General features: G+C 71.3%; 13 protein-coding genes and 1 pseudogene. 5 read left to right on the forward strand and 9 right to left on the reverse strand.

The genetic code is table 11. From position 1 onward, the window contains the following. Positions 1-203 precede the first annotated feature (203 nt). Complete coding sequence (locus ACZ43N_RS04480) at positions 204-521, forward strand: hypothetical protein (protein WP_468094886.1); 318 nt, start codon at positions 204-206, stop codon at positions 519-521. A 533-nt stretch (positions 522-1,054) separates the two neighbouring features. Here the strand turns inward: ACZ43N_RS04480 and mhpA are convergent. From mhpA to ACZ43N_RS04515, 7 genes and pseudogenes are all read right to left on the reverse strand, one after another. Further along, positions 1,055-2,734, reverse strand: a complete 1,680-nt coding sequence (mhpA, locus tag ACZ43N_RS04485) for a bifunctional 3-(3-hydroxy-phenyl)propionate/3-hydroxycinnamic acid hydroxylase MhpA (protein WP_468094887.1) — start codon at positions 2,732-2,734, stop codon at positions 1,055-1,057. After that, positions 2,731-3,885, reverse strand: a complete 1,155-nt coding sequence (locus ACZ43N_RS04490; protein ID WP_468094888.1) for a VOC family protein — start codon at positions 3,883-3,885, stop codon at positions 2,731-2,733. The genes mhpA and ACZ43N_RS04490 overlap by 4 nt, the downstream gene beginning before the upstream one ends. 163 nt (positions 3,886-4,048) lie before the next feature. Beyond that, positions 4,049-4,381: an aromatic-ring hydroxylase C-terminal domain-containing protein gene (locus ACZ43N_RS04495; protein ID WP_468095506.1), complete on the reverse strand. Its 333-nt coding sequence runs from the start codon at positions 4,379-4,381 to the stop codon at positions 4,049-4,051. Between the two features lie 67 nt (positions 4,382-4,448). Further along, a pseudogene (locus ACZ43N_RS04500) lies at positions 4,449-4,547 on the reverse strand (FAD-dependent monooxygenase); the annotation flags it as partial. A 469-nt stretch (positions 4,548-5,016) separates the two neighbouring features. Beyond that, positions 5,017-5,367 carry a DoxX family protein gene (locus ACZ43N_RS04505; RefSeq protein ID WP_468094889.1) on the reverse strand — a complete coding sequence of 117 codons (351 nt, stop codon included), beginning with the start codon at positions 5,365-5,367 and terminating at the stop codon, positions 5,017-5,019. Beyond that, on the reverse strand, positions 5,364-7,301 hold the full coding sequence (locus ACZ43N_RS04510; RefSeq protein ID WP_468094891.1) for an acyl-CoA synthetase: 1,938 nt from the start codon (positions 7,299-7,301) through the stop codon (positions 5,364-5,366). Before ACZ43N_RS04510 ends, ACZ43N_RS04505 begins: the two co-directional genes overlap by 4 nt. Positions 7,302-7,396: 95 nt before the next feature. Next, positions 7,397-8,350 carry a fumarylacetoacetate hydrolase family protein gene (locus ACZ43N_RS04515; RefSeq protein WP_468094893.1) on the reverse strand — a complete coding sequence of 318 codons (954 nt, stop codon included), beginning with the start codon at positions 8,348-8,350 and terminating at the stop codon, positions 7,397-7,399. Between the two features lie 156 nt (positions 8,351-8,506). Between ACZ43N_RS04515 and ACZ43N_RS04520 the strand changes: the two genes are divergently transcribed. Both ACZ43N_RS04520 and ACZ43N_RS04525 read left to right on the forward strand, forming a co-directional pair. Next, positions 8,507-9,178 (forward strand): TetR/AcrR family transcriptional regulator, encoded by a 672-nt coding sequence (locus tag ACZ43N_RS04520; RefSeq protein WP_468094895.1) that lies wholly within the window; start codon positions 8,507-8,509, stop codon positions 9,176-9,178. A 457-nt stretch (positions 9,179-9,635) separates the two neighbouring features. Next, complete coding sequence (locus ACZ43N_RS04525; protein WP_468094896.1) at positions 9,636-12,065, forward strand: SpoIIE family protein phosphatase; 2,430 nt, start codon at positions 9,636-9,638, stop codon at positions 12,063-12,065. Between the two features lie 374 nt (positions 12,066-12,439). On the opposite strand, the gene ACZ43N_RS04530 is transcribed toward ACZ43N_RS04525, so the two are convergent. Then, positions 12,440-12,886, reverse strand: coding sequence for an ATP-binding protein (locus tag ACZ43N_RS04530; protein WP_468094897.1), 447 nt, complete (start codon positions 12,884-12,886; stop codon positions 12,440-12,442). Positions 12,887-13,060: 174 nt separating this feature from the next. On the opposite strand from ACZ43N_RS04530, the gene ACZ43N_RS04535 reads away from it, so the two are divergent. Next, entirely contained in the window at positions 13,061-14,236 is a 1,176-nt protein-coding gene (locus ACZ43N_RS04535) for a LacI family DNA-binding transcriptional regulator (RefSeq protein ID WP_468094898.1), read from the forward strand. Positions 14,237-14,730: 494 nt separating this feature from the next. Here the strand turns inward: ACZ43N_RS04535 and ACZ43N_RS04540 are convergent, their stop codons facing one another. Next, positions 14,731-17,679, reverse strand: a complete 2,949-nt coding sequence (locus tag ACZ43N_RS04540; protein ID WP_468094900.1) for an esterase-like activity of phytase family protein — start codon at positions 17,677-17,679, stop codon at positions 14,731-14,733. A 572-nt stretch (positions 17,680-18,251) separates the two neighbouring features. Here ACZ43N_RS04540 and ACZ43N_RS04545 point away from each other — a divergent pair. After that, positions 18,252-21,005 (forward strand): tetratricopeptide repeat protein, encoded by a 2,754-nt coding sequence (locus ACZ43N_RS04545; RefSeq protein ID WP_468094901.1) that lies wholly within the window; start codon positions 18,252-18,254, stop codon positions 21,003-21,005. Positions 21,006-21,117: the final 112 nt, after the last annotated feature.

Raw genomic sequence — 21,117 nt, forward strand, 5'->3', positions numbered from 1 at the left:
GAGCACGTCCGATCGTGGCGCTGCCGTGATTGTTCGGCAGTAGTGTTCTTGTTGGTAAATCTGCCAATTTCTTGCCGGTTCTTGAGTGATACACCGGCAGAGCTTGCTTTCGGTACGACCTTCCCGTCCCCAACCGGCCGCGCGCGTTCGAGGAGCGATGGTGGTCCGTGATCCACACCCCCATTTGCGGACCAGACGGTAGCGTGGAGTGGATCATCCAACAGGTAGCGGACGTCACGGCCTTCGTCCACTCCTCCCGGGCACGCCCGCTCGGCGAGGAGCCGACCGAGCGGGCGCAGGGCATGGTCGCCGAGCCGTATGCGCGGGCCGGAGAGCTGCACCGTCTGAATCAGGAACTGCGCCGGGCCCACGCCCGCGAACAGCGGGTCGCCGTCACCCTGTCGCCTGTCGCATGGCTGCTCCGTGGCGCAGGCAGCAGCCGTGAGCTGTCGAGAAGACCCCACGGAGTCACAAGCGGTGACGACGGAGCGCCGTCGACAGGCGCATCGATGATGACGTGAGGCGGCCTGCGGTCAGTGCTGGGGATGCGGCTGAGAGCGGAACAGAGGCCGCCGCTCGGGGGTTGCGCCGGGAGCGCGGCGGCCGGCTTCGACTCGCAGCCTGACGGCGTGTGACCGATGGTGGCCAGGCCCATGGTGAGCAGGATCTGCCACCCCATGTTCGCCAAGGCGTCGAGGACTTCGGTGGCGGAGCTGTTTTGTGGCTCGGTGCCACGCGGGCGGGCGCCTGGAGATTCGGAGGGGGATGTCAGGGTGCCTGCTCCTCCCAGGAATAGTGTGGTCGGATCAGTTCACCTCCATCGTCACCCTGCCCCGGTCCTGTGTCGCGTGTCGGAGGCGCGGGGGCGTCATGAAAATTCCCTCACGTGTCGTTGAAGTTCAAACGAGTATCGGACCGGCGCTGGCCAGGTCGGACAAAGCACGAGGACCAGACGGTGAGAGCCTTCTGTTCGATGCCGGTCTGGACGGCGACATAGGCACCCTGGTATCCGTCGGGGACGGGGAGTTCCTCCGCGATGCGGGCTCAGCCACCGTCACGGTGGCTGCGTGGCCACGGTTGGGGTGACTTCGGCCGTACTGCCGCTGCTGCACAACACGGGTGACCAGGCCGCTGCCGCGGCTGCGAGGTCGTCCCCACACGGGGGGCCGGGGCGCCGGGGTCGGGCCGCGGTGGCGAGGACGACCCGGTCTGGGCGGAGCAGGACGGCGCCCGCGGTGCCCATCCAGCGGACCAGGGCGCTTGTGCCCGGATCGGCTTCGGCGCAATGGTCGGTGCCGCCCGTGCCGGGCTGTCGTCGGCCGGGGGCGTGGAGGTGGATGACGTGGGCGTCCAGCGCTCGTACCAACGCGTGCAGGGCCGGGCTGAGCGGCGCCGTGGCCAGGACCGCGAAGCCCTCGCCGAGCAGGTCGTCCAGCGGGCGCGGGGCGCCGTCGGCGTCGGGGAGCAGCGGTTGGGGGCACAGCGTCCCGGGTCGAGGGTGGCCCCGGCGGCGGGAGCCGGCCAGAGGGCCCGGTCTCAGCGGCGGGCTGACGGCGGACAGGACGAGATCCGAGGCGCCCGGCAGGCGGGAGAGGGCCGGCAGGACGGCGTTGCGGGCCAGTGCGGTGCCCGTTCCTCCGCCGGTCATGACAGCGCCGACGGCCACGGCGGTGCGGATCAACTGCCGTGCGTGCCGGTGGCGTTCGGCCTGGTAGGTGTCGAGCAGAGCCTCGCTCGCGCGGCCGGTGAGGACGCGGGCGAGCTTCCAGGCGAGGTTGTGGGCGTCACGCATCCCCGCGCCCATCCCCTGCCCGATGAAGGGCGGGGTGAGGTGGGCGGCGTCACCGAGCAGGAAGATGTGGCCGGTGCGCCAGCGGTCGGCGACCTGGGCGCGGAAGGTGTAGGTGGCGGTGCGCAGGACGTGCAGTTCCGTCTCGGGGATGCCGGGCGTCCAGGGGGCGATCAGGGCGAGCAGACGCGCGCGGTCTGTGAGTTCCTCCGGCTGCTCGCCGGTGCGCAGGCGGAACTCCCAGCGGTAGCGGTCCTCGCCGATGCGCATGTAGGTGGCCGCCCGTTGCGGGTCGCAGATCTGGTGGACGCCGTCCCAGGCGGACAGCGGCAGGCGGCAGCGGACGTCGACGACCAGCCACTGCTGGGCGGCGGCGAGGTCCTGCATCCGGGAGCCGATGGAGGCGCGGATGAGGCTGTTGGCGCCGTCGCAGCCCAGGACCGCGTCGGCCAGGATCGTGCGGGTGATGCCGGTGTCCTCGTCCCGGAAAGTCACCGGCACCGGAGCAGCGCCGTGCGGGGGCGAGCTCACGGCGGTGACCTCCATGCCTCCGCGCAGCGTGACCAGCGGGTGATTCCGGAGGTTGTCCCGCATCAGTTGTTCGAGTTCGGGCTGGTCGAACATGTTGGCTTCGGGAAAGCCGTAGCGGCCGGACGGGTTGTCGCGGCGGAACTCGGCCAGCACCCGGTGGGTGCCGTCCAGCAGCCGCATGCCGCGGGCGGGACGGGAGATCGTGCCGAACGTCTCGTGGATGCCGATGGCCTGGAGGATGCGGTGCACCTCGTCGTCCAGGTGGACGGCGCGCGGCAGCGGATACGGGGCGCGGTGGCGCTCCAGGACCAGGGCGGGCACGCCGTGGCGGGCGAGGAGGGTGGCGGCGGTCAACCCGGTGGGTCCGCCGCCGATGACCACGACGGGTACATGTTCCGTGGCGGCGGCGCTCACTTGCTCAGGGCTTTCATCAGGCCCAGCAGGCGGGCGCGGTCGATTTCGTTGTCCTCGCGCAGTGCGGAGACAGCTTGGAGGAGCGCCCCGGGCGAGGGGGTGGTGCCGAGGAAGTCGCGGGTGGCTGGCGGGCCCCACTGGGCGAGGCCGGAGGCGGACATGGCGGCCCAGCCGGGTTCGAGAGTGTTGTCGAAGACGTCGCCGTCGGTGAAGTGCTCCAGCATGAAGCGGTCGGGGTCGCGCCAGTAGTCGAAGATCTGGCTGCCCTGGATGTGCCGGCCGATGCCCCAGGAGTGGTGGTAGCCGCGCTCGCGCAGGTACGCGCCGCCCGTGGCGAGTGCGTCGAGGTCGGCGACCTGGTAGGCGGAGTGGACATAGCCCGTGTCGGGGCCGAGGTGCATGGCCAGGGTGTGGTGGTCAGCGGGTTCACTTCCGCGGTCGCAGCGGATGAAGGCCATGGTGGGGCCGCGGTCGCGTTGGCCGTCCAGGTAGAGGAAGTCGCTGACGATCAGGCCGAGGTGTTGCAGGTACCAGTCCAGGGCGCGTCGGAAGACCCGGGTGGAGAGCACCACGTGGCCCAGGCGCTGTACCTGGGAGGGCGTGCGGGGCGGGCGCTGGGTGGCGTTGATGCGTGCGGCCGCGGTGGTGGTGCCCGTGTTGAGGACGAGGGGTTGTTGCAGCGGTCGCGCGGGCTGCTCGGTGACGCCGTGTACGACGCGGACCGGGATGCCGGAGGGGTCCAGCAGGTCCACGGCGCGGCCGCCGCCGTACTCGGTGAGGGGCCGGACCGTGTGGCCGGTGGCGCGGGCGAGGCGGGCGAGGTCGGCGGCGTCGGCGGCCTGGAAGGCGGGGCCGATGAACCGGGAGGCGGGGCCGCGGCGGATCACCAGGCAGTGCGGTCCGGCCAGGGCGCCGCGTAGATAGAGGGTGTCGTCGGTTCGGGCGGCGGTGGTGAACCCGAAGTCGTGGGCGAAGGTCTCGGCGCGATCCAGGTCGGGCTTGGTGAACTCCAGCCAGGCCAGGTCGACCACCTTGATGACGGGCTGGGCGGCGCGGCCGGGGTGCTCCCCGCGCAGGGCGCCCTGCTCGCTGTGCAGACCTTGATGGGCGTCGGCGGTGGGGACGACGGGGGTGGGTGTCGGGTCGTTCACGGCGGATTCCTTCCTGTGGCCTCCAGGCCCTGTGGCGGGGTGGGGTGGGTGCCGCGGTGCCCCGGAGGCGAGGCGGGGGTGAGGGTCAGGGTGAGTGTTGGGGTCCGGCGCGCCGACCGCGGCGGTGATCGGCAGGCCGGGTGGCACGGCAGGTGAGCGGTTCCTACCGGGCGAGGAGGCAGTCCAGTGCGGTGGTGAGTGCGGCGACCGGGTCGGTGGCCGCGCCGTGGGCGCGCCAGCCGATGAAGCGGTCCGGGCGCACGAGGACGGCGCCTTGCGCTGTGTGGCCGCGGGCGGCGGTCCAGGTGGAGCGCAGGTCGCGGTAGTCGCCGTCGAGGTGGCCGATCCGGATGGCGTCCAGCGGCAGCCCGCTCTCGGCGGCGATCTTCTCGGCGGCCTCGCACCAAGCCTGGCCGTCCTCTCCGGCGATCAGCAGCAGGCGGCCGGGTCGGACCAGGCGGGCCAGGGCCACGCGATGGCCGTCGGGGTCCTCCAGCCAGCTGCTCGGCCGGGGTGGAGGCGGCGTAGATGGTCTCGGCCACGCCTGCGTCGCGCATGACCTCCATGGCGCGCTGGTTCAGGACGTGGGCCTTGGGCAGGACGGAGGTGCTCGGCCAGGCGGTGACCAGCAGGGACTCGATGCCCATGCGGCTGAGGAGCATGGAGGCGGTGCCCCGCACCGCCTCCGCCGACGACGAGGACGGGGACGTCGATGTCGTTCATGGGTACTCCATGGGGTGTCACGGCTCGGGGCCATGGGGTGTCACGGCTCGGGCCATGGGGTGGGGACGGCTCAGGAGCGGCGGGGAAGAGCGCCAAGGGCGTTTCCCCGGTCGATTGATCCGAGGCGGGGCGCCGGTCCCGTTCGCGGTTGAGCGAGCGGCGGCGAGTGCGGATGCGAAACGCTGGTCGGTTGCGAGAGGCGCCCGGTCGCTGCGGGCGGACGTCGGCAGCCCGGACAGCGCGGCAGGGATTGCCGGAAACAGTGGTGTCGATTCAGAGGCCGCACAGGGCCTCGACGGGCCAAGGCGGTGCTACGCCAGCCATCGCGGGGAGCCTCAGGGCGGCAGATGCCGACGGACGCCGACGCGGCTCATCGTGATGCTCCTCGGGTCCCAGGCGGCGGCGCTGCTAGCCGCCGGCCAGCACGACGAGATGGGCTCCGGCCAAGGCACCCACGACGACGGCCGGCAGGCAGCGGGCCGCCGGATCGCCGCTGCGCAGGTGGACGACGACGGCTCCGGCCATCAGCAGGACCAGGCCGACCGATGCTGCGGCACCGAGTGCGGTGATCCGCAGGCCGACCAGCAGACCGGCCGCTGCCGCCACCTCCAGGGCACCCAGCAGGCGGTAGTGGGTGGTGGTCATGCCGACGTGGGCCGCGGCCTGGCGCATCGCGGGGACTGCCGCGAGCTTGGCCGACCCGAGCAGGAGGAAGATCCCGGCCAGGAGGACGGCGAAGACGATGGCGGTGGTGCTCATGGGGCTTCTCTCTCGGGTGACTTGCTGGGGGCGTACTGCCAGTGCAGGGCGTACCGGTCGAGGGCCGCGGTGACCTTGCGCCGTACCGCCTCGTCGGCAGGGGCGGGCACCGTGACGCGGACGCCCCCGTCGTGCGGTCGGCACAGGATGCGTTCCGGGTCGCAGTCCGCGCCCTGGGCGGCCAGTTCGGCGTGGACCGCGCGGCGGGTGGCGTCCAGGCGAAGGCCGAGCTTGTAGGGCTTGCCGACAGCGGTGAGCGGGATGGCGTCGATCACGAGTACCTCCCGCGGGGCGGCGGCGCGTTCGGGGACCCGTTCGGTGGCCCAGGTGAGCAGCTCGGTGGGATCGGCCCGGGCGCCGGGGGCGAGGGTGACGTAGGCGACGGGCACCTCGCCGGCGTGCGGGTCGGGGCGGCCGACCGCCGCGGCGGCGGTGACCTCGGGGTGTGCGAGGAGGGCGTCCTCGATCGCGGCGGGGTCGATGTTGTGGCCGCCGCGGATGATCAGGTCTTTGGCGCGGCCGGCGAGGTGGACGAAGCCGTCGGCGTCGATGCGGGCCAGGTCGCCCGTGTCCAGCCAGCCGTCGCGGATCTTCCCGGCGCTCTCCAGGCGCGGCCCGTCGGTGGTGTGCTCGGCGACGTACCCGGCGAAGAGGACCGGGCCGCTGACGGCGAGCACCCCGGTGGCGCCGGGCGGCAGGTCGTGCCACTCGCCGGTGTCCGGGTCGATCCGCACCGCCTTGACCTGCTGGTAGGGCAGGCGCCGCCCGACGCTGCCGGGCCGGGTGTGACCGGGCAGGCCGAGGGCGGAGGCGCAGGTCGCCTCGGTCAGCCCGTAGCCCTCGCACAGCGGGATGCCGGTGTGCTCCTCGAAGGACTCCCGTACGGCGGGCGGCAGCGGGGAGGCGCCGACGGCGGCGAACCGCATGCTGGAGATGTCCGCGTCGACGGGGACCTGGGCGAGGACGGAGTACACGGTGGGCACGCCGGACATGGCGGCGATGCGGTAGTGCTCCACCAGCTTCCAGAACACGCCGTACAGCTCAGGATCGCGGTAGCCAAGCGGCCCGGCCCACACCACTCCCCGACCGCGCAGCAGCGGGCCGAGCAGGGTGACGATCAGGGCGTTGACGTGGAACAACGGCAGCGCCGCGAACATCACCGAGTCCTCGTCGAGAGGGATGCTCGCGGCCACCGTCCAGGCGTCGACGACCTCGTTGGCGTGCGTGTGCGCGGCGAGCTTGGGGGTGCCGGTGGTGCCGCCGGTGTGGAAGTAGGCGGCCAGGTCGTCGGCGGCTGGGGGCTCGATGTCCACCAGCCGGTCGGCGGGATGGGACGCGGCGAGCTCCGTGAGGTAGCCGACGCGTACGCCCTCGATGGGGTCCAGGGCGGGGGCGGGGCCGTCGGCCAGGGTGGGGGCCAGGGCCAGCAGTGCGTCCAGCCGCAAGGTGGCGGCGACCTGCCGGGCCGTGGCCCACACCTGCGGATCCAGCTGCGGGCCGGCGGCGATGAGCACCCGCGCGCCGCCGCGCCGCAGCAACTGCTCGACGTGCTCGGACGCCAGGCCCGGGTTCACCGGGGCGGCAATACCCGCAGCCTGCGCGGCCAGCAGGGCGCCGGGCAGCTCCGCGGTGTTCGGCGAGAGCAAACCCACGGCCGCGCGGCGGGTGACGCCGAGCGAGCGCAGCAGGTTGGCCGTGCGGTGCACCTGGTCGCGCAGCTGCGCGAAGGTCGCGGCGACGGGGCGCAGGAAGCGCGCGGCATCGGGCAGCACCGTCAGGGCCGGGCGGTCCGGCCACAGGCGGGCGGCGCGCATCAGGGTGTCGTAGGTGGTGGCGGGCAGGCCGCGCTCATGCAGCGGGACAGCCTCGATCGCGGACAGGTCCGCGATGCTGTCCGGGGCGGGCCACAGCAGGTCGGTGGGTGTGAGTGTCACCGGTGCGCCTTTGCAGGGTGAGGGGCGGGGGTCAGGCGGCCGGCCCGGTACGGGGAACCGGGCCGGCCGGTCCCGGGCGGGGGTCCCGGGAGCCTTCAGCGAGCGCGTACGACCGTGCGCTGCTCGCCGAGATCGAGTACGCCGTCGTCGGTCGCGATACGGGCTGTGACGACGTCGCCGTCCTCGAGGTAGTCGGGGTTCGCCTGCTGGCGGGCGAAGAACTTCTGCCAGCGCTTGTGCGGGGGCAGCAGGGCGGCGAGCGTGGTCAGGAGCCTGCCCGGGGACTTCAGGGCGGTGCCGCCGGGCGTTCCGGTGAGCAGGACGTCACCGGGCTGCAGGTTCTGGAAGCGGGCCAGGAGGCTGAGGGCACGCGCGGGTCGGACGATCATGTCCGTGGCGGTGCGGTCCTGCCGGGTGGCCCCGTTGACCTGCAGCGTGAGCCGCAGGTCCGGCAGGCGGGCCAGATCGTCGGCATCGACCAGGAGCAGTCGGGGGCCCAGCGGGGTGAAGGTGGGGTACGACTTGGACTCGTAGAACTGCGTCTTGGGCAGCTGCAGGTCCCGCGCGCTGACGTCGTCCGCGACGACCAGCGCGGCGACGAACTCCGCCAGGGTGGAGTCGGTGACCTCGGTGCCGACCGGCAGATCGGCGCCCATCACCAACCCGAGCTCCACCTCGTAGTCCAGGAAGCGCACGTGCGGTGGACGCACGACGTCCTGGTAGGGCCCGCTGACGGATCCGGACGCCTTGCGGAAGAACGCCGGCGGAACGGTGTCCGGGTCGAATCCGGAATCCACCGCGTGGGACCGGTAGTTGACCATCTGCGCCACGACCCGGCAGGGGGTGGTGACGGGCGACAGCAGCTCGGCCTCTCCGACGAAAGGCCCGGCGTCGGGGTCGGCTGCGGCGCGGGCGGCCGCCTGCTGCACGGCGGAACGGTCGGCGAGCAGGCCGGCGGTGGTGTCCGCGTCGGTGTCGACGCGGTGCAGCCGTCCTGTGCCGCTCTCCACCCACCAGCCGTCTGTGGTACGGACGACCTGGATACTCATCGGCTCTCCTGAGTCCTGGACAGGCGCCGACCGGACCGCTCCCGCGAGCAGCTCCAGTCAGCAGTGATGAGAGAATCAGTCCAGATGACAATCGTGTCAATGACTATCAGTGGTGATGAAATAATCAGAACTGATTTCAATGGGTAAGGTGGATGGATGAGTATCGACCGACAGGGCAAGGCCAACAGCCGGACGCCCAGCCGCGCACCCAACCGTCTGGACCGGCGCAAGGCGCGTACCCGGGCCGCGCTGATCGCCGCCGCTCAGCAGTTCCTCGCCGAACAGGGGCGGACCGACGTGAGCATCCAGGAGATCACCGAGGCGGCGGACGTCGGATTCGGCTCCTTCTACAACCACTTCACCAGCAAGGACGAGCTGTTCGACGCCGCCGTCGCCCTCACCCTGGAGGAACACGGCATCCTCATGGACTCCCTCGTGGGAGACCTCAAGGACCCCGCGGAGATCTTCGCCGCCAGCGTCCGTCTGACCGGCCGGCTGCAGCGCACCCACACGCAGATCGCCAGGATCCTCGTCCGCACCGGTATGCCCTACCTGACCTCCGACAGCGGCCTGGCCCCGCGGGCGATGCGAGACCTGCAGGCCGCCGCCGACAACGGACGGCTGGACATCGACGACCCGCACACCGCCGTGGCCATGGTCGGCGGCGCCCTGCTCGGAGTGCTCCACCTGCTGGAGACCCGCCCGGACCTCGACGCCGAGCAGGTTTCCGATCAACTGGCCACCCGTCTGCTGCGCATGTTCGGCATGACGCACGCCGAAGCACAGGAGATCGCCGGCCGGCCCCTGCCATCGCTGCCCGCGACCTGACGTGGGCGTCGGGGCCCGGACCGGCGGTGGGCCTGCCATGGGCGGCGAGGGCGGTCGTGTGCAGGCAAGCGCGCCGATGCCGGGAGCCGCTCGCGCCGAAGACGGGCCGACGCGCCGTCCGGGCACAGGTGCGAGCCATTGCAGGTGGCGGCGGAGCTCGGACTGCAGGAAGTCGGGCAGGTGGACGGTGCGTCTGCCCGCCCGGGTCTTGGGGTCGCCGGTGACGCGCTCGCCGTTGGTCGCCCGCAGCGACCCCCGTCTCCGCCAGGCAAACGCGGCCGGAAGGCGGTCGGCGGTCCACAGACCCCGGTCGGGACCATGGTTCAACCGCCCTCAGCTGCGACTTTCCTTCCCTGGCGCGCGATCACGAGCGAAGAACGGTAGAAGTGTTGTAAGGGGCCGACAGAAGTGGTGCCGGGGGCCACATGGAGAGGTGTCCCGAGGGGCAGAACGGGCGATGATCATGCGCGATGCCACCCCGCTAGACAACGGCTCCGGCACTGTTCCGAATCCGGCTGACTCCGCCACGGCCGTCGTCGACGCCCAGGGGATCGTGACGGGCTGGAGTGCGGGGGCCGAGCGCCTGCTCGGCTACCCGCGTCAGGCGGCCATTGGGCGCTCCGTCATCCGTCTGCTCGGCGTGGACGCGGACATGGTGAGAGGTCTTCGCGCGGCCCTCAGTGAGCGGAGCACGACGACCCTGCTCCGGCACCGGGACGGTCGGCACGTGGAGGTGCAGCTGCGCGCGTATCCGTGGTTCGACGGCGAGGGCCACGCTCAGCAGCTCGTCGTAGCGACGCCACCGGAGCAGCCACTGCCCGACCTGGCTACGGCGGAGGGCGCGTTCGCGCAGTGCCATCTGCCAGTGATGGTGTACGACCTCGAGCTGCGAGCCGTACGGGCGAGCGCCGGCGCCGAACGGGAGCTCGGCCTGGGCGAGGAGCAGATGCGCGGCCGACGTGTCACCGACATCCTGCCGCCCCACATCTGCCATGCGGTCGAGGACGGCATGCGCCAGGTGTTCATGACAGGCGAGGCCGAGCAGTTCCATGTGCGTGGCAGAGCCCGGCCGGAAGCCCGAGAGGGGGTCTGGTCCATCACCGTGTCCCCGCTCAGGAGTCCGGCAGGGCAGGTACGGCTCCTGGAGCTGTCCGCCCTCGACGTCACTGAGCAACACCTGGCCCGGGAGCGGCTCGCGTTGCTGAACGACGTCAGCGCACAGGTGGGCAGCACCCTGGATGTGATGCGTACGGCCCAGGAGATGGCCGACGTGGCGGTGGGCCGGCTTGCCGACTTCGTCACCGTCGACCTGCTGGACTCCCTGTTCCGCGGAGTCGAGCCGACGCCTTCCGCGGCAGGCACGGTGGCCCTGCGCCGAGCGGCGCAACAGTCCCTCCTGCCCGGCGTGCCCGAGGCATTGGCCCGGCCCGGAGACGTGGACGAGTACCCCGACTACACACCCCCCGTCCGCTGCCTGGCGACCGGCAGACCCTCGGTGCACCGCACCGTGGACGAAAACTACGAGGACTGGCAGCAGGCCGATCCCCGACGGGCGGAAGTCGTCCGGGCGTTCGGAATCCACTCGGTCATGGTCATTCCCTTGCGCGCCCGCGGCATCACCCTCGGCGTCGCGGTCCTCGCCCGGCACCGGCGCGAGGAGACCTTCACCCACGACGACGTGCTCCTGGCGGAGGAGATCGGTGCGCGGGCCGCCGTGGCCGTCGACAACGCCCGCCGCTACACCCTCGAACGCGAGACGGCGCTGGCCCTGCAGCGCAGCCTCCTTCCCCGCCGGCTCGCCGCCCAGGAAGCGGTCGAGGTGGCTCATCGCTATCTTCCGGCCCGCACGCGGGCGGGACTGGGTGGCGACTGGTTCGATGTGATCCCCCTGTCGGGCGCCAGGGTCGCCCTCGTCGTGGGCGACGTGGTGGGCCACGGGCTGCGGGCATCCGCCACCATGGGTCGCCTGCGGACTGCGGTGCGCACCCTGGCCGATGTCGACGTTCCCGCCGACGAACTCCTCACTCAGCTCGACGACCTGGTCATCCACGTGGCGGCCGAGGAGGAGACCGCTGCGGGCCGCGACCCCGACCTCGACCTCCCTATCGGTCCCGTCGCCACATGCCTGTACGTGGTCTACGATCCGGTCTCGCGCCGTTGTACGGCCGCCACCGCGGGCCACCCGCCGCCCGCCGTCGTCATGCCGGCCGGCAAGGTGGACTTCGCCGACGTTCCTCCCGGCCCTCCACTGGGCGTGGGCGGTCTGCCCTTCGAGACCGTCGAGTGGGAACTGCCTCCGGGCAGCCTCCTCGCGCTGTACACGGACGGCCTCGTCCAGGGCGAGGAGCATGATCTGGGCAGCGGCCTCGCGCTGCTGCGCCGGTGCCTCGAGGAGCCCTCCGGATCGCTGGAGGCCACCTGCGAAGACCTGATCCAGACGCTGCTGCCCGCACAGCCCCAGGACGACGTCGCCCTGCTCGTCGCCCGCACCCGGGCCCTTGACACGAGCCGCGTCGCCACCTGGGACGTGCCGTCCGACCCCACCGCGGTGGCCGGCGCCCGTGCGGATGTGCTGGCCCGGCTGGCCGCATGGCACTTGGACGATGTTGCGTTCACCGCCGAACTGGTGGCCAGCGAACTCGTCACGAACGCGATCCGCTACGGGCAACCGCCCATCCGGTTCCGCCTGATCAACGCGGTCACGCTTATCTGCGAGGTGTCCGACAACAGCAGCACCGCCCCGCACCTGCGACGGGCCCGCACCTTCGACGAGGGCGGCCGGGGCCTGTTGCTCGTCGCCCAGTTCGCGCAACGCTGGGGGACGCGCCATCGTGCCGAGGGCAAGACCATCTGGGCGGAGATCGAGCTTCCCGACCGACGGGCATGACGGCGCCTCCGCCGCCCTGGCGCGGCACTTGGCTGCGAGTCTGGCCCCGCCGACTGGTCGGCAAAGTAGTGGACGCTCGCTCGCCCCCGCGCCACTCGAATGCGGAATTCGCACTGGGCATCAGCGCCTCAAGAGTGGTTACCGCGCGCCGATGATGTGGGACGGACCCGACTGGAGAGGGCCCATGGGTGCCCGAAAACGCCGCGAGGTCATTTTGCGGATCGGGCCTGGTGCAACATGGCGAGGTCGCGCTGCGTGTGCTCTGCGCAGCGATGCAAGGGTCTCGTTCGCCGGCGAGGTGCAGCTGAGGACGGTGGCGCGCACCGATCCGCATCTCCCGCGAAGGAGCAGTTACCAGCCCGTCAGGTCTTCGTTCACACCGCTGCGGGGACGGCGAGGTCGGCCCATACGGTGTGGCCGTCATTCAGCACCTCGTGCCCCCACTCCGCCGCCAGCGCGTCGACCAGGTGGAGCCCTCGACCATGGCACTCCTCGGCATCGGCGAATGGGCTGTGAGGAGCGGGGCCGTCCCACCCTCGCCCGCTGTCGACGACCTCGACCCGAAGGCTCGTCGTGCGGTCCGGAAGGGGCATCAGGCGCAGTGAGTGCCGAACGGGACCGCCCCCGTGCGTGATCGCATTGGTGACGAGCTCGGAGACGATCAAGGCGACATCGCTGATCAGAGTCTTCAGGTTCCAGTTCCGGAGTTGCTCAGCGACGTGTCGCCGGGCCATGGCGGGGGCCGCTGTCGCGGTCGCCAGCAGCCATACGCTCTCGGACGGGGCAGCTTCCGGAGATGCAACACAGGTCAGGGATGTCATGGCGTTCTCGCAAGCATGGTTCGTGCGTTCGTGCGGCTGTGACGCTGGGTGATGACGTGTGTCTGGCGATCCGACCTGGGTCGGTCCGGTTCGCCTTCCGGGGGCATCGCCTTTCGACTTCGATTTCGACGCTAGATTTCCAAAACGTTTTGCACAACACCCAAAGCGTTTTGGATGGAATTCACGAAGATCCGGACGGAAGAGTCCACGCGGGCGCTTTCATTGTGCGGAGCGTCGGCGGATGATTACGCTCACTTGTGTGAGCAAGGGGCCACCGGCTCCGCCGGACAGGGTGGGCGGTGCAGCACCATGACCCCACAGAATGCCGCGCCGAGGCGGGCCGACGGACGCCGGCCCGCGTCCATCCAGGACGTGGCGGCTGCGGCCGGTGTCAGTCCGACGACGGTCTCGCATGTGCTCAGCGGCAACCGGCCGGTCAACGAGCAGACAGCCACCCGGGTCCGGAGTGTGGTCAGCCGCCTCGGGTATGTGCCGGCCTCTTTGGCGCGCGGCCTGCAGGCAGGTTCCACTTCGGTGATCGGCCTCCTGATCCCCGACATCAGCAACACGTTCTTCGCCGAGCTCGCCAAGGGCGTCGAGGACGCCGCGCACCATCTCGGTTACGGCGTCATTCTGTGCAACACGGAGTTCGACAGTGACAGGGAGGACCGCTACCTGGGTCTGATCCGCAGCCGTTTCGTCGACGGCGTGGTCTATGCGGCCGGCTCGCCCCCGTCACGACAGCGGCTGGACGCCCTGGTGGGTCAATTTCCCATTGCCCTTGCAGACGAGGAGGTCGAAGGGCTCGAAGCCACCCTCATCACGACGGCCGATCACGAGGGTGGGGGACGCCTGGTCGGAGAGCATCTGAGGACACTCGGGCATCGTCGTGCGCTGATGCTGACCGGCCCCAGTGACCTCCGGAGCAGCAGCGCGCGCGGCTCCGGGTTCGTGGATGCATTCGAAGGCGAGGTGGTCGAACGAGTCGGCGACTTCAAGGAAGAATCCGGATACCGCCTGATAACAGAAGCTCTCGCGACCGGCCGCCTCGAACAGACAGCTGTCTTCGCCGGTAATGACCTGATGGCCATCGGGGCCCTCGCCGCACTCCGCGAGGCAGGCGTGTCCGTGCCGCAGGACGTGTCGCTGGCGGGTTTCGACGACATCAGGGCAGCCTCGTTGGTCTTCCCACCCCTGACGACTGTCCATCAGCCCGCGTACGACGTGGGACACACCGCGACCGCACAACTTCTCAAGTACGTCGCACGGCACCAGGTACCGCCCTCGTCCAGGCACACTCTGCCGGTCGAACTGAAGGTCAGGGAAAGTACGGCGCCGCCCGCCTCCTGACGCGTCTGCCGGCTCTTTCCGCGATGAGCCGCACCGGGCACGGGCCCCACCGCGAGGCGCGGCAGGGTGGCCGAGCGGTCGGGATCCAGTCGGCCGAGGACGCGCAGTCGCAGGGCGGGTCGCGCGGCCAGTTGGCGAAGTTGGCCGTGTGGGCAGGTCCGGGTGACCGTTCACCGGACGAGTCCACCATCCGCTGCCGCCCTGCCGCCCTGCCGCCCTGCCGCCCTGCCGCCCTGCCGCCCTGCCGCCCTGCCGCCCTGCCGCCCTGCCGCCCTGCCGCCCTGCCGCCCTGCCGTCCCCGGCCATCGACGTCGCGCTCGTTCCCACCGGCCCCCGCGAACTGCTGCTCACGGTGCTCCGAGGCGCGGTCCTTCTACGGCCTCGCCGGGACCTCGGCCACGTCTTGCACCGGCCCGCCTGGCACCGCCATCACCGGCACCAGCCCGCCAGGGCCCACCGCCGATGAAGCCATCCACGGGAACTCCCTCAGGCGGTCAGGGGAGTTCAGTGACGCGGTCGGTCCCCGGAGGGGTGACCGGGCTACTGGCCGTGAGGTACGCGGTCAGGGCCGCGATGTCGTCACCGCCACCGACGGTGTTCTTGCCCTGGGCGAAGGTGGTGAAGCCGTCGCCGCCCGCCGCGAGGAAGGTGTTGGCGGCCACCCGGTACGTGGTGTCCGGGTTCAGGGTCTCGCCGTTGAGCTTGATCGACGCCGGGTCGATACGGTCGCCGACCGGGCCGCTGCGGGAGTAGGAGTAGGTCAGGCCCTTGGAGACACCCAGGACGAGCGTGGGCGCTCGGGTGCCGGAGTCGTTGAACTGCTCTTCAAGGATCTTCTCGATCTGCGCTCCGGTCAGGTCCACGGTCACCAGGGACCCGGCGAAGGGCTGCACGGCGAACGCCTCGGCGTAGGTGATCTCACCGGGTGCCTCGCCGCCCGTCGAGGTGGCGTACACCAGGTCCGCCCTGACCCCGCCCGGGTTCATCAGCCCGATCTGGGCCCCGCCCTTGTCCATCGCCGAGGTCGCCGCGAGCTGGGCGTCGGCGACCAGGTTCGCCAGGTCGGACTCGGCGTCGCGGGTCTCGGAGCGGGTGATGTCGGCGGTGACGCTGCCGACGACCCGGTTGGCCAGGGGCGCGGAGAGGGCCTTCCACTTGGCGATGACCTCGGTCTGGTCGGCGTCCTTGGTGCCGGTGCGGGTGACGAGGTGGTTCATCGCTGCGACCTGGTCGCGTACGACGTCGCCGGTACGGCGGTCGACGGTCAGCCGGGTCTCGGTGACCACCCGGCCGAAGGAGGAGGCCGAGGTGACCATGCGCGGCTTGCCCGCCGGGTCGGGCAGTGAGCAGATGTACGGCTGGTGGGTGTGGCCGGTGACCACGGCGTCGATCGCCGGGTCCAGGTTCTTCGCGATGTCGACGATCGGCCCGGAGATTCCGTCGCACTGGCCGTAGCTGCCGGCCTGGATGCCGCCCTCGTGCAGCAGGACCACGATGGCCTCGACGCCCTGCTCGCGCAGCTTCCCAGCCGCCGCGTTGGCGGTCCGGACCTCGTCGAGGAAGCGCACGGACTTGATCCCCGACTGGCCGGTGGCCTCAGGGGTGCCCTCCAGGGTCATGCCGACGAAGCCGACCTGGACTCCGTCGACCTTCTTGATCCAGGTGGGGGCGAGGAGCGGTTCACCGGTGGTGCGGTCGATGACGTTGGCGGCGAGCCAGGGGAACGCGGCACCGTCGTACGGCTCGTCCTTGATGTAGCAGCCGTCCGCCGGGTGGCAGCCGCCGTACTGCATGCGCAGCAGTTCCTCGGTGCCCTCGTCGAACTCGTGGTTGCCGACACTGGTGACGTCCAGGTGCAGCTTCTCCATGGACTCGACGGTCGGTTCGTCGTGGAACAGTCCGGAGAGGAAGGGGCTGGCGCCGATGACATCGCCGGCGGCGACGGTCAGCGAGGCCTCGGTGCCCTCGCGGAGCTGGTTCAGCCTGGTCGCGAGGTATTCGACGCCACCGACCGTGGTGGACTTCGGGTCCAGCTTGGAGCCGAGGCTGGCGTCCCGCCCGGTGGGCGGTTCCAGGTTGCCGTGGAAGTCGTTGAAGGACAGCAGCTGGACGTCGACCGTCCGAGCGGGCTTCGGCGCGGTGGGGAAGTTGCGGGTGTACGACGTCCAGAGCTTGATGTCCTTGCCGTCCGTGCGGCCGTTGCCGTCGAGGTCACCGGCCGGGCCGGCGCCGGGAAGGGCCGCCAGGTCCTTGCCGTTCACGGCGTTGTCGCCGTTGATGTCCGGGGTGTGGGCGGCGAGCAGCCCGGGGCGGACGGAGAGCAGGTGGAACTTGGTGACGCTGCCGTTGAAGCCGAAGTTGTCGTCGGCGACGAGGACGAGGGAACGGGAGCCGTCGGGCAGGGTCGGGCCCCAGGTGATGCCCTCGACGTTGTCGGCGTCGGTGCCGGTGGTGGTGAAGTCGTACAGCAGCTTCTTCGGCATCGGCTTTTCCGAGCCGGACAGCTTCTCCTTGCCGCCGACGTCGGTGGCACCGATGGTGCTCGTCCAGTAGAGGCGGATGGAGAAGCCGACTCCGGAGGCGAAGGACCGCTCGACGGTGATGTAGTCGGTCTCGTTGATCGCGAGGATCTCGGAGACTCCCCGGTCCGCGGAGTAGGTGCCGACGGGGGCGGGCAGCGGGGCGGTGGGCGCGTCGGAGATCGGGTCGACCTCATAGACGTGCTCGGCTTCGGCGGCTCCGGTTTCGCGGTCCATCACCAGCAGCCGGGACGGGCTCTTGGCCGTCAGCCCTGCCGCGGGGCCGTCCTGGACGAGGGCGTTCTCCGTGACGGTGACGGCCTTGCTGCCGTCCGGGGAGAGGGTCAGGCCTTCCAGGGCCTGGTTGTTGCGGACGCCCGAGATGAGCGTTCCGGAGGCGGACTTCACCGGCGCGTACGCCTTGGGCAGCGGCAGTTCACGTTCGTAGCCGCCAGAGGTGCTCGCCTCGCGGACGAAGGCGGGCTGCCCGGACGAGGAGGCACCCTCGCTCGTCCACAGCAGGCTCTTGCCGCCCGGTGTCCAGCGGATCGCTTCGGGGTCGACCTGCTTGGCCGCGAAGGGGTCACCGGTGGTGTCGTCCAGCACCGTGAGGCCGTCGAGGTCGGGCTCGTCGTGCGCGAACCCGGTACCGGCCAGCGGCAGTCGAAGGGTGTAGAAGCGGGCCTTGCCGTTCTCCGAGCGGTCGTCGCTGAGGGCGACGTACGCGTCGGACTTCCTGTCGTAGTCGATGCCGGACAGCCCCCCGAAGGGCATGCCGAACTCGCTCGTCCCGGCGGGCACGGTCAGGGTGTCCAGCAACCGTATGCCGTGCTGCTCGACGGCATCGGTACCACCGGGCTCCGCGGCGAACCCGCCGGCGACGGCCACTCCGCCGAGGAGCAGGGCTGCGGTGAGACCGGCCACGAGCGTGCGTCTGCCACGCGTTCGAAGTCTGTGTCGCATGGTGGTCCTTCCAGGCTTTCCGAGAGGTGGTCGGGCAGGGCGTGAAGGGCCGACAGACAAGGGTGGGCCCAGCCCTCGGCCGTTGACCGGGGCGGACTGTGTCGGCTGGGGTGTGGGTGGGCCGCTCAGTGGCCCGTTGGAACAGCGTCAGAGCGAGGCGTGGTGTGCGCCGACGGCCGCGGGCGGGCGTACCGGTCCTCGGGCGCTCGTCCTGGGGTCGGGGCGGACGCTCGCTCATCCATGGCGCACAAGCTAGGTATCCAAAACCCTTTGCACAACCGTCGATCTCACGGACGTCGATCCGCTCGGCGGCAATTCCTCATGCCTGCTTGCCCCGCAGGCGTTGAGCAGCGAACTCGTCCAGGCGCCGCGCGTACTTGCGTCGGGCTCGTACCATGCTTGCGGACGTTCGCAGGTGTGGGGACATCCCGAGTGACGTTGCCCGCCCGGTCGCGCTTGGTCGGCCCGCGTCACAGGCGAGGTTGCCCGGAGGCGGAGTCCTTGCGTGGAGTCGGCTGAAAGGGGCGCCGTAGGTGGGCGAGCACGGAACCGGTGATCCTCGGCTCGTCTTCGCGGCGGAACTGACCCGACTGCGTCGCAGGCTGCCGGACGTGCCGGACGATGCCTTGGCCCGGCGGGCCAGCGCGGTGGTGCTGCCGTCCGGACGCCGGGTCACCGTCGACGCACGTCGGCTCGGCGAATGGACCAGCGGGCGGTCGGTGCCCCGCCAGTTCGAGGCCGTGATGGCCCTGGTGCGCGCCGTCGAGCAGGCGACCGGTGGCGTTGCGGCCGACCGGACGGCGGTGGCGCGCTGGCAGGGCCTGTGGCGCGCCGCGCGGGAGCACCGCAGCGACCGCCTCGCCACCGGATTGCGGGAGCGCATCACCGCACGGCCGCAGGGTGTGCAGGCGCCGATCGTCATCGGGCGTCCGCCGAGCGATGCCGCCGCGCTGCGCCGGCGTCAAGAGTTCGCCGAGCGCATCGACGATGGCCTGGCGGACGATTCCGTACGGCGGATCTTGCTCACCGGTGCGGGCGGCGTCGGCAAGTCGCAGCTGGCCGCGGCGGCGTTCCACCGTGCCAAGCGGCGAAGCGAGCTTCTGCTCTGGGTGGCCGCCGACAACCGTGCTTCCGTGCTGGACGGTTATGCCCGCGCCTGGCGAGCGCTCTCGCGGGCGAGCGTCACCGGCGAGGGCGCCACGCCCGGCACCGACCCCGGCAGCGACGACGAGACGCAGGCCGACCTGTTCCTCGCCTGGCTGCGGTCGACCGCGACGTCCTGGCTCGTGGTCCTCGACGACGTCGACGACCTCGGCGAAGTGGCCGGGCTGTGGCCGGAGGGCGACGCCGGCCGGGCCGTGGTCACCACCCGTCGGCGGGACGCCGTACTGCTTCGTCCGGGCGTCCGCGTGATCCCCGTCGGTGTGTTCACCGCTGAGGAGGCCACCGGGTACCTGGCCGACCGGCTGTCACTGGATCCGGACACCGCCGCCGGACCGGCCGGGCTCCCGGCGCACCGCCCGGAGGACCTGGTCGCCCTCACCTCGGTGCTCGGGCACTTTCCGCTCGCCCTCTCCCAGGCGGCGGCCTTCCTCATCGACACCGGCATGGACCTGCCCTCGTACCTGAACCTCCTGACCGACGAGCGGGAGAACCTCGCCGGTCTGTTCCCGTCGTCGTCCCCCGCCGACGAGCACGGCGGTACGGTGACCAGCACCCTCCAACTCGCCCTGGCGCGAGCGGAGTCACTGGCTCCGCCCGGAGCCGCTCGGGCCCTGCTCGAATTGATCTCGATGCTGGCGCCCGACGGCATTCCGGAGGAGGTCCTGCTCAGCTCAACAGCCCGCGCATGGCTCGACGGTGACCGCTGCCGCGAGCGAGGCGAACCCCCCGAGCAGGGCGCACTGATTGAGCCGGGCGCGCTCCCCGCACGCAGCAACCTGCTCGCCTTGCGTGCCCTGCACCGGTTGAGCCTCGTCACCGTCACCCACCAGGAACCGTCCGGCACTGCCGTCGTCGAGGTGCACTCGCTGGTCCAGCGGGTGGTCCGCGACGGCGTACGGCCGGACCGCCGCGCGGCGATCGCCACGGCGGCTGCCGATGCCCTGGAAGAGGTGTGGTCCGCGCCGGACTGCGCCCCCGAAAGCACGGCCGTGCTGTACCGCTGCGCCGAAGCACTGCTGGCCCACGCCGGCGACCACCTCTGGTACGACGCCGGAATGCACCCGTTGCTCCGCAGGCTGGGGACGCACCTGGCCGGCCTGGGCCGTCACGACGCGGCACGGACCATGGCGACGCAGCTCGCAGACCGGGCCCGGCGGCAACTCCCCGCCGACCATCGGGATCTGCTCACGGTGCGCGCGCAAGTGGCACAGGCCGAAGGCGACTTGGGGAACACGACGGAGGCCGTACGGCTGCTGGCGGACCTCCGGCGCGAGGCCGAGAACAGTCTGGGTCCGGCCGATCCGGACACGCTGTCCATACGGCTGCACGAGGCACGCTGGCGGATGGAGACGGGGCTGATCGTCGCCGCCCTGGCCGACTTCGACGCCCTGGCCGCCGAGGCTCGGGCGGTGCTCGCCCCGCACGATCCGTTGGTGACGGCCGCCGAGGAGCATGTCGCCCTGTGCCGCGGCCTGTCCGGGGACGCTGTCGGCGCCCGCGACGCCTATGCCGCACTCGCCCGGGACCTGGAGCGCAGCCTCGGGCCACGGCACCCGTCGACGCTGCGAGTCCTGTCCGACCTCAGCCGGTGGATCGGGGAGACGGGCGACGTGCGGACGGCCGTCGCCACCTACCAAAAGGCGGTCGACGGACTGGTCAGCGTTCTCGGCCGGCTGCACCACGACACCCTCATCGCCCGGCACAACCTCGCCTACTGGCACGGGATCGCCGGAGACCACGACCTGGCAGTCGAGCAGTTCGTCACGGCGGCCGACGACGCGGAAGCCGGGCTGGGCACAGAGCACCCCACCACCCTGACCTGCCAGACCAACCTGGCCTTCTGGCGCGGCGTCGCCGGAGACACCCTCGCGGCAGTGGAACAACTCGGGCGGCTTCACCAGACGGTGGAGCGGGTGTTCGGCGCCGACCACCCGCGGTCCCTGCGCATCCGCCAGCAGCGGGCCGAACTGCTGTACAGCGGTGGGGACCACACCACCGCCGTGACCCAACTCACCGCCGTGCTAGCCGACATGGTCCGGGTCCAGGGCACCCACCACCCACGTACCCGCGAGACCGAGCGACTGCTGGCCGACTGGTCCCAGGAACCAACCGCCGCTCCCTAGAACCTCCCCCGACCGGGCGGACTTCGGCAGCCCGCCGGCGACGGACGGACAGGAGCGGCCACGTCGATCGGCCCGTCAGGCCTACGAGGATGGGGAAGAGCCACAGCGGTGT

It is taken from the genome of Streptomyces sp. NPDC030814 (assembly GCF_055572155.1).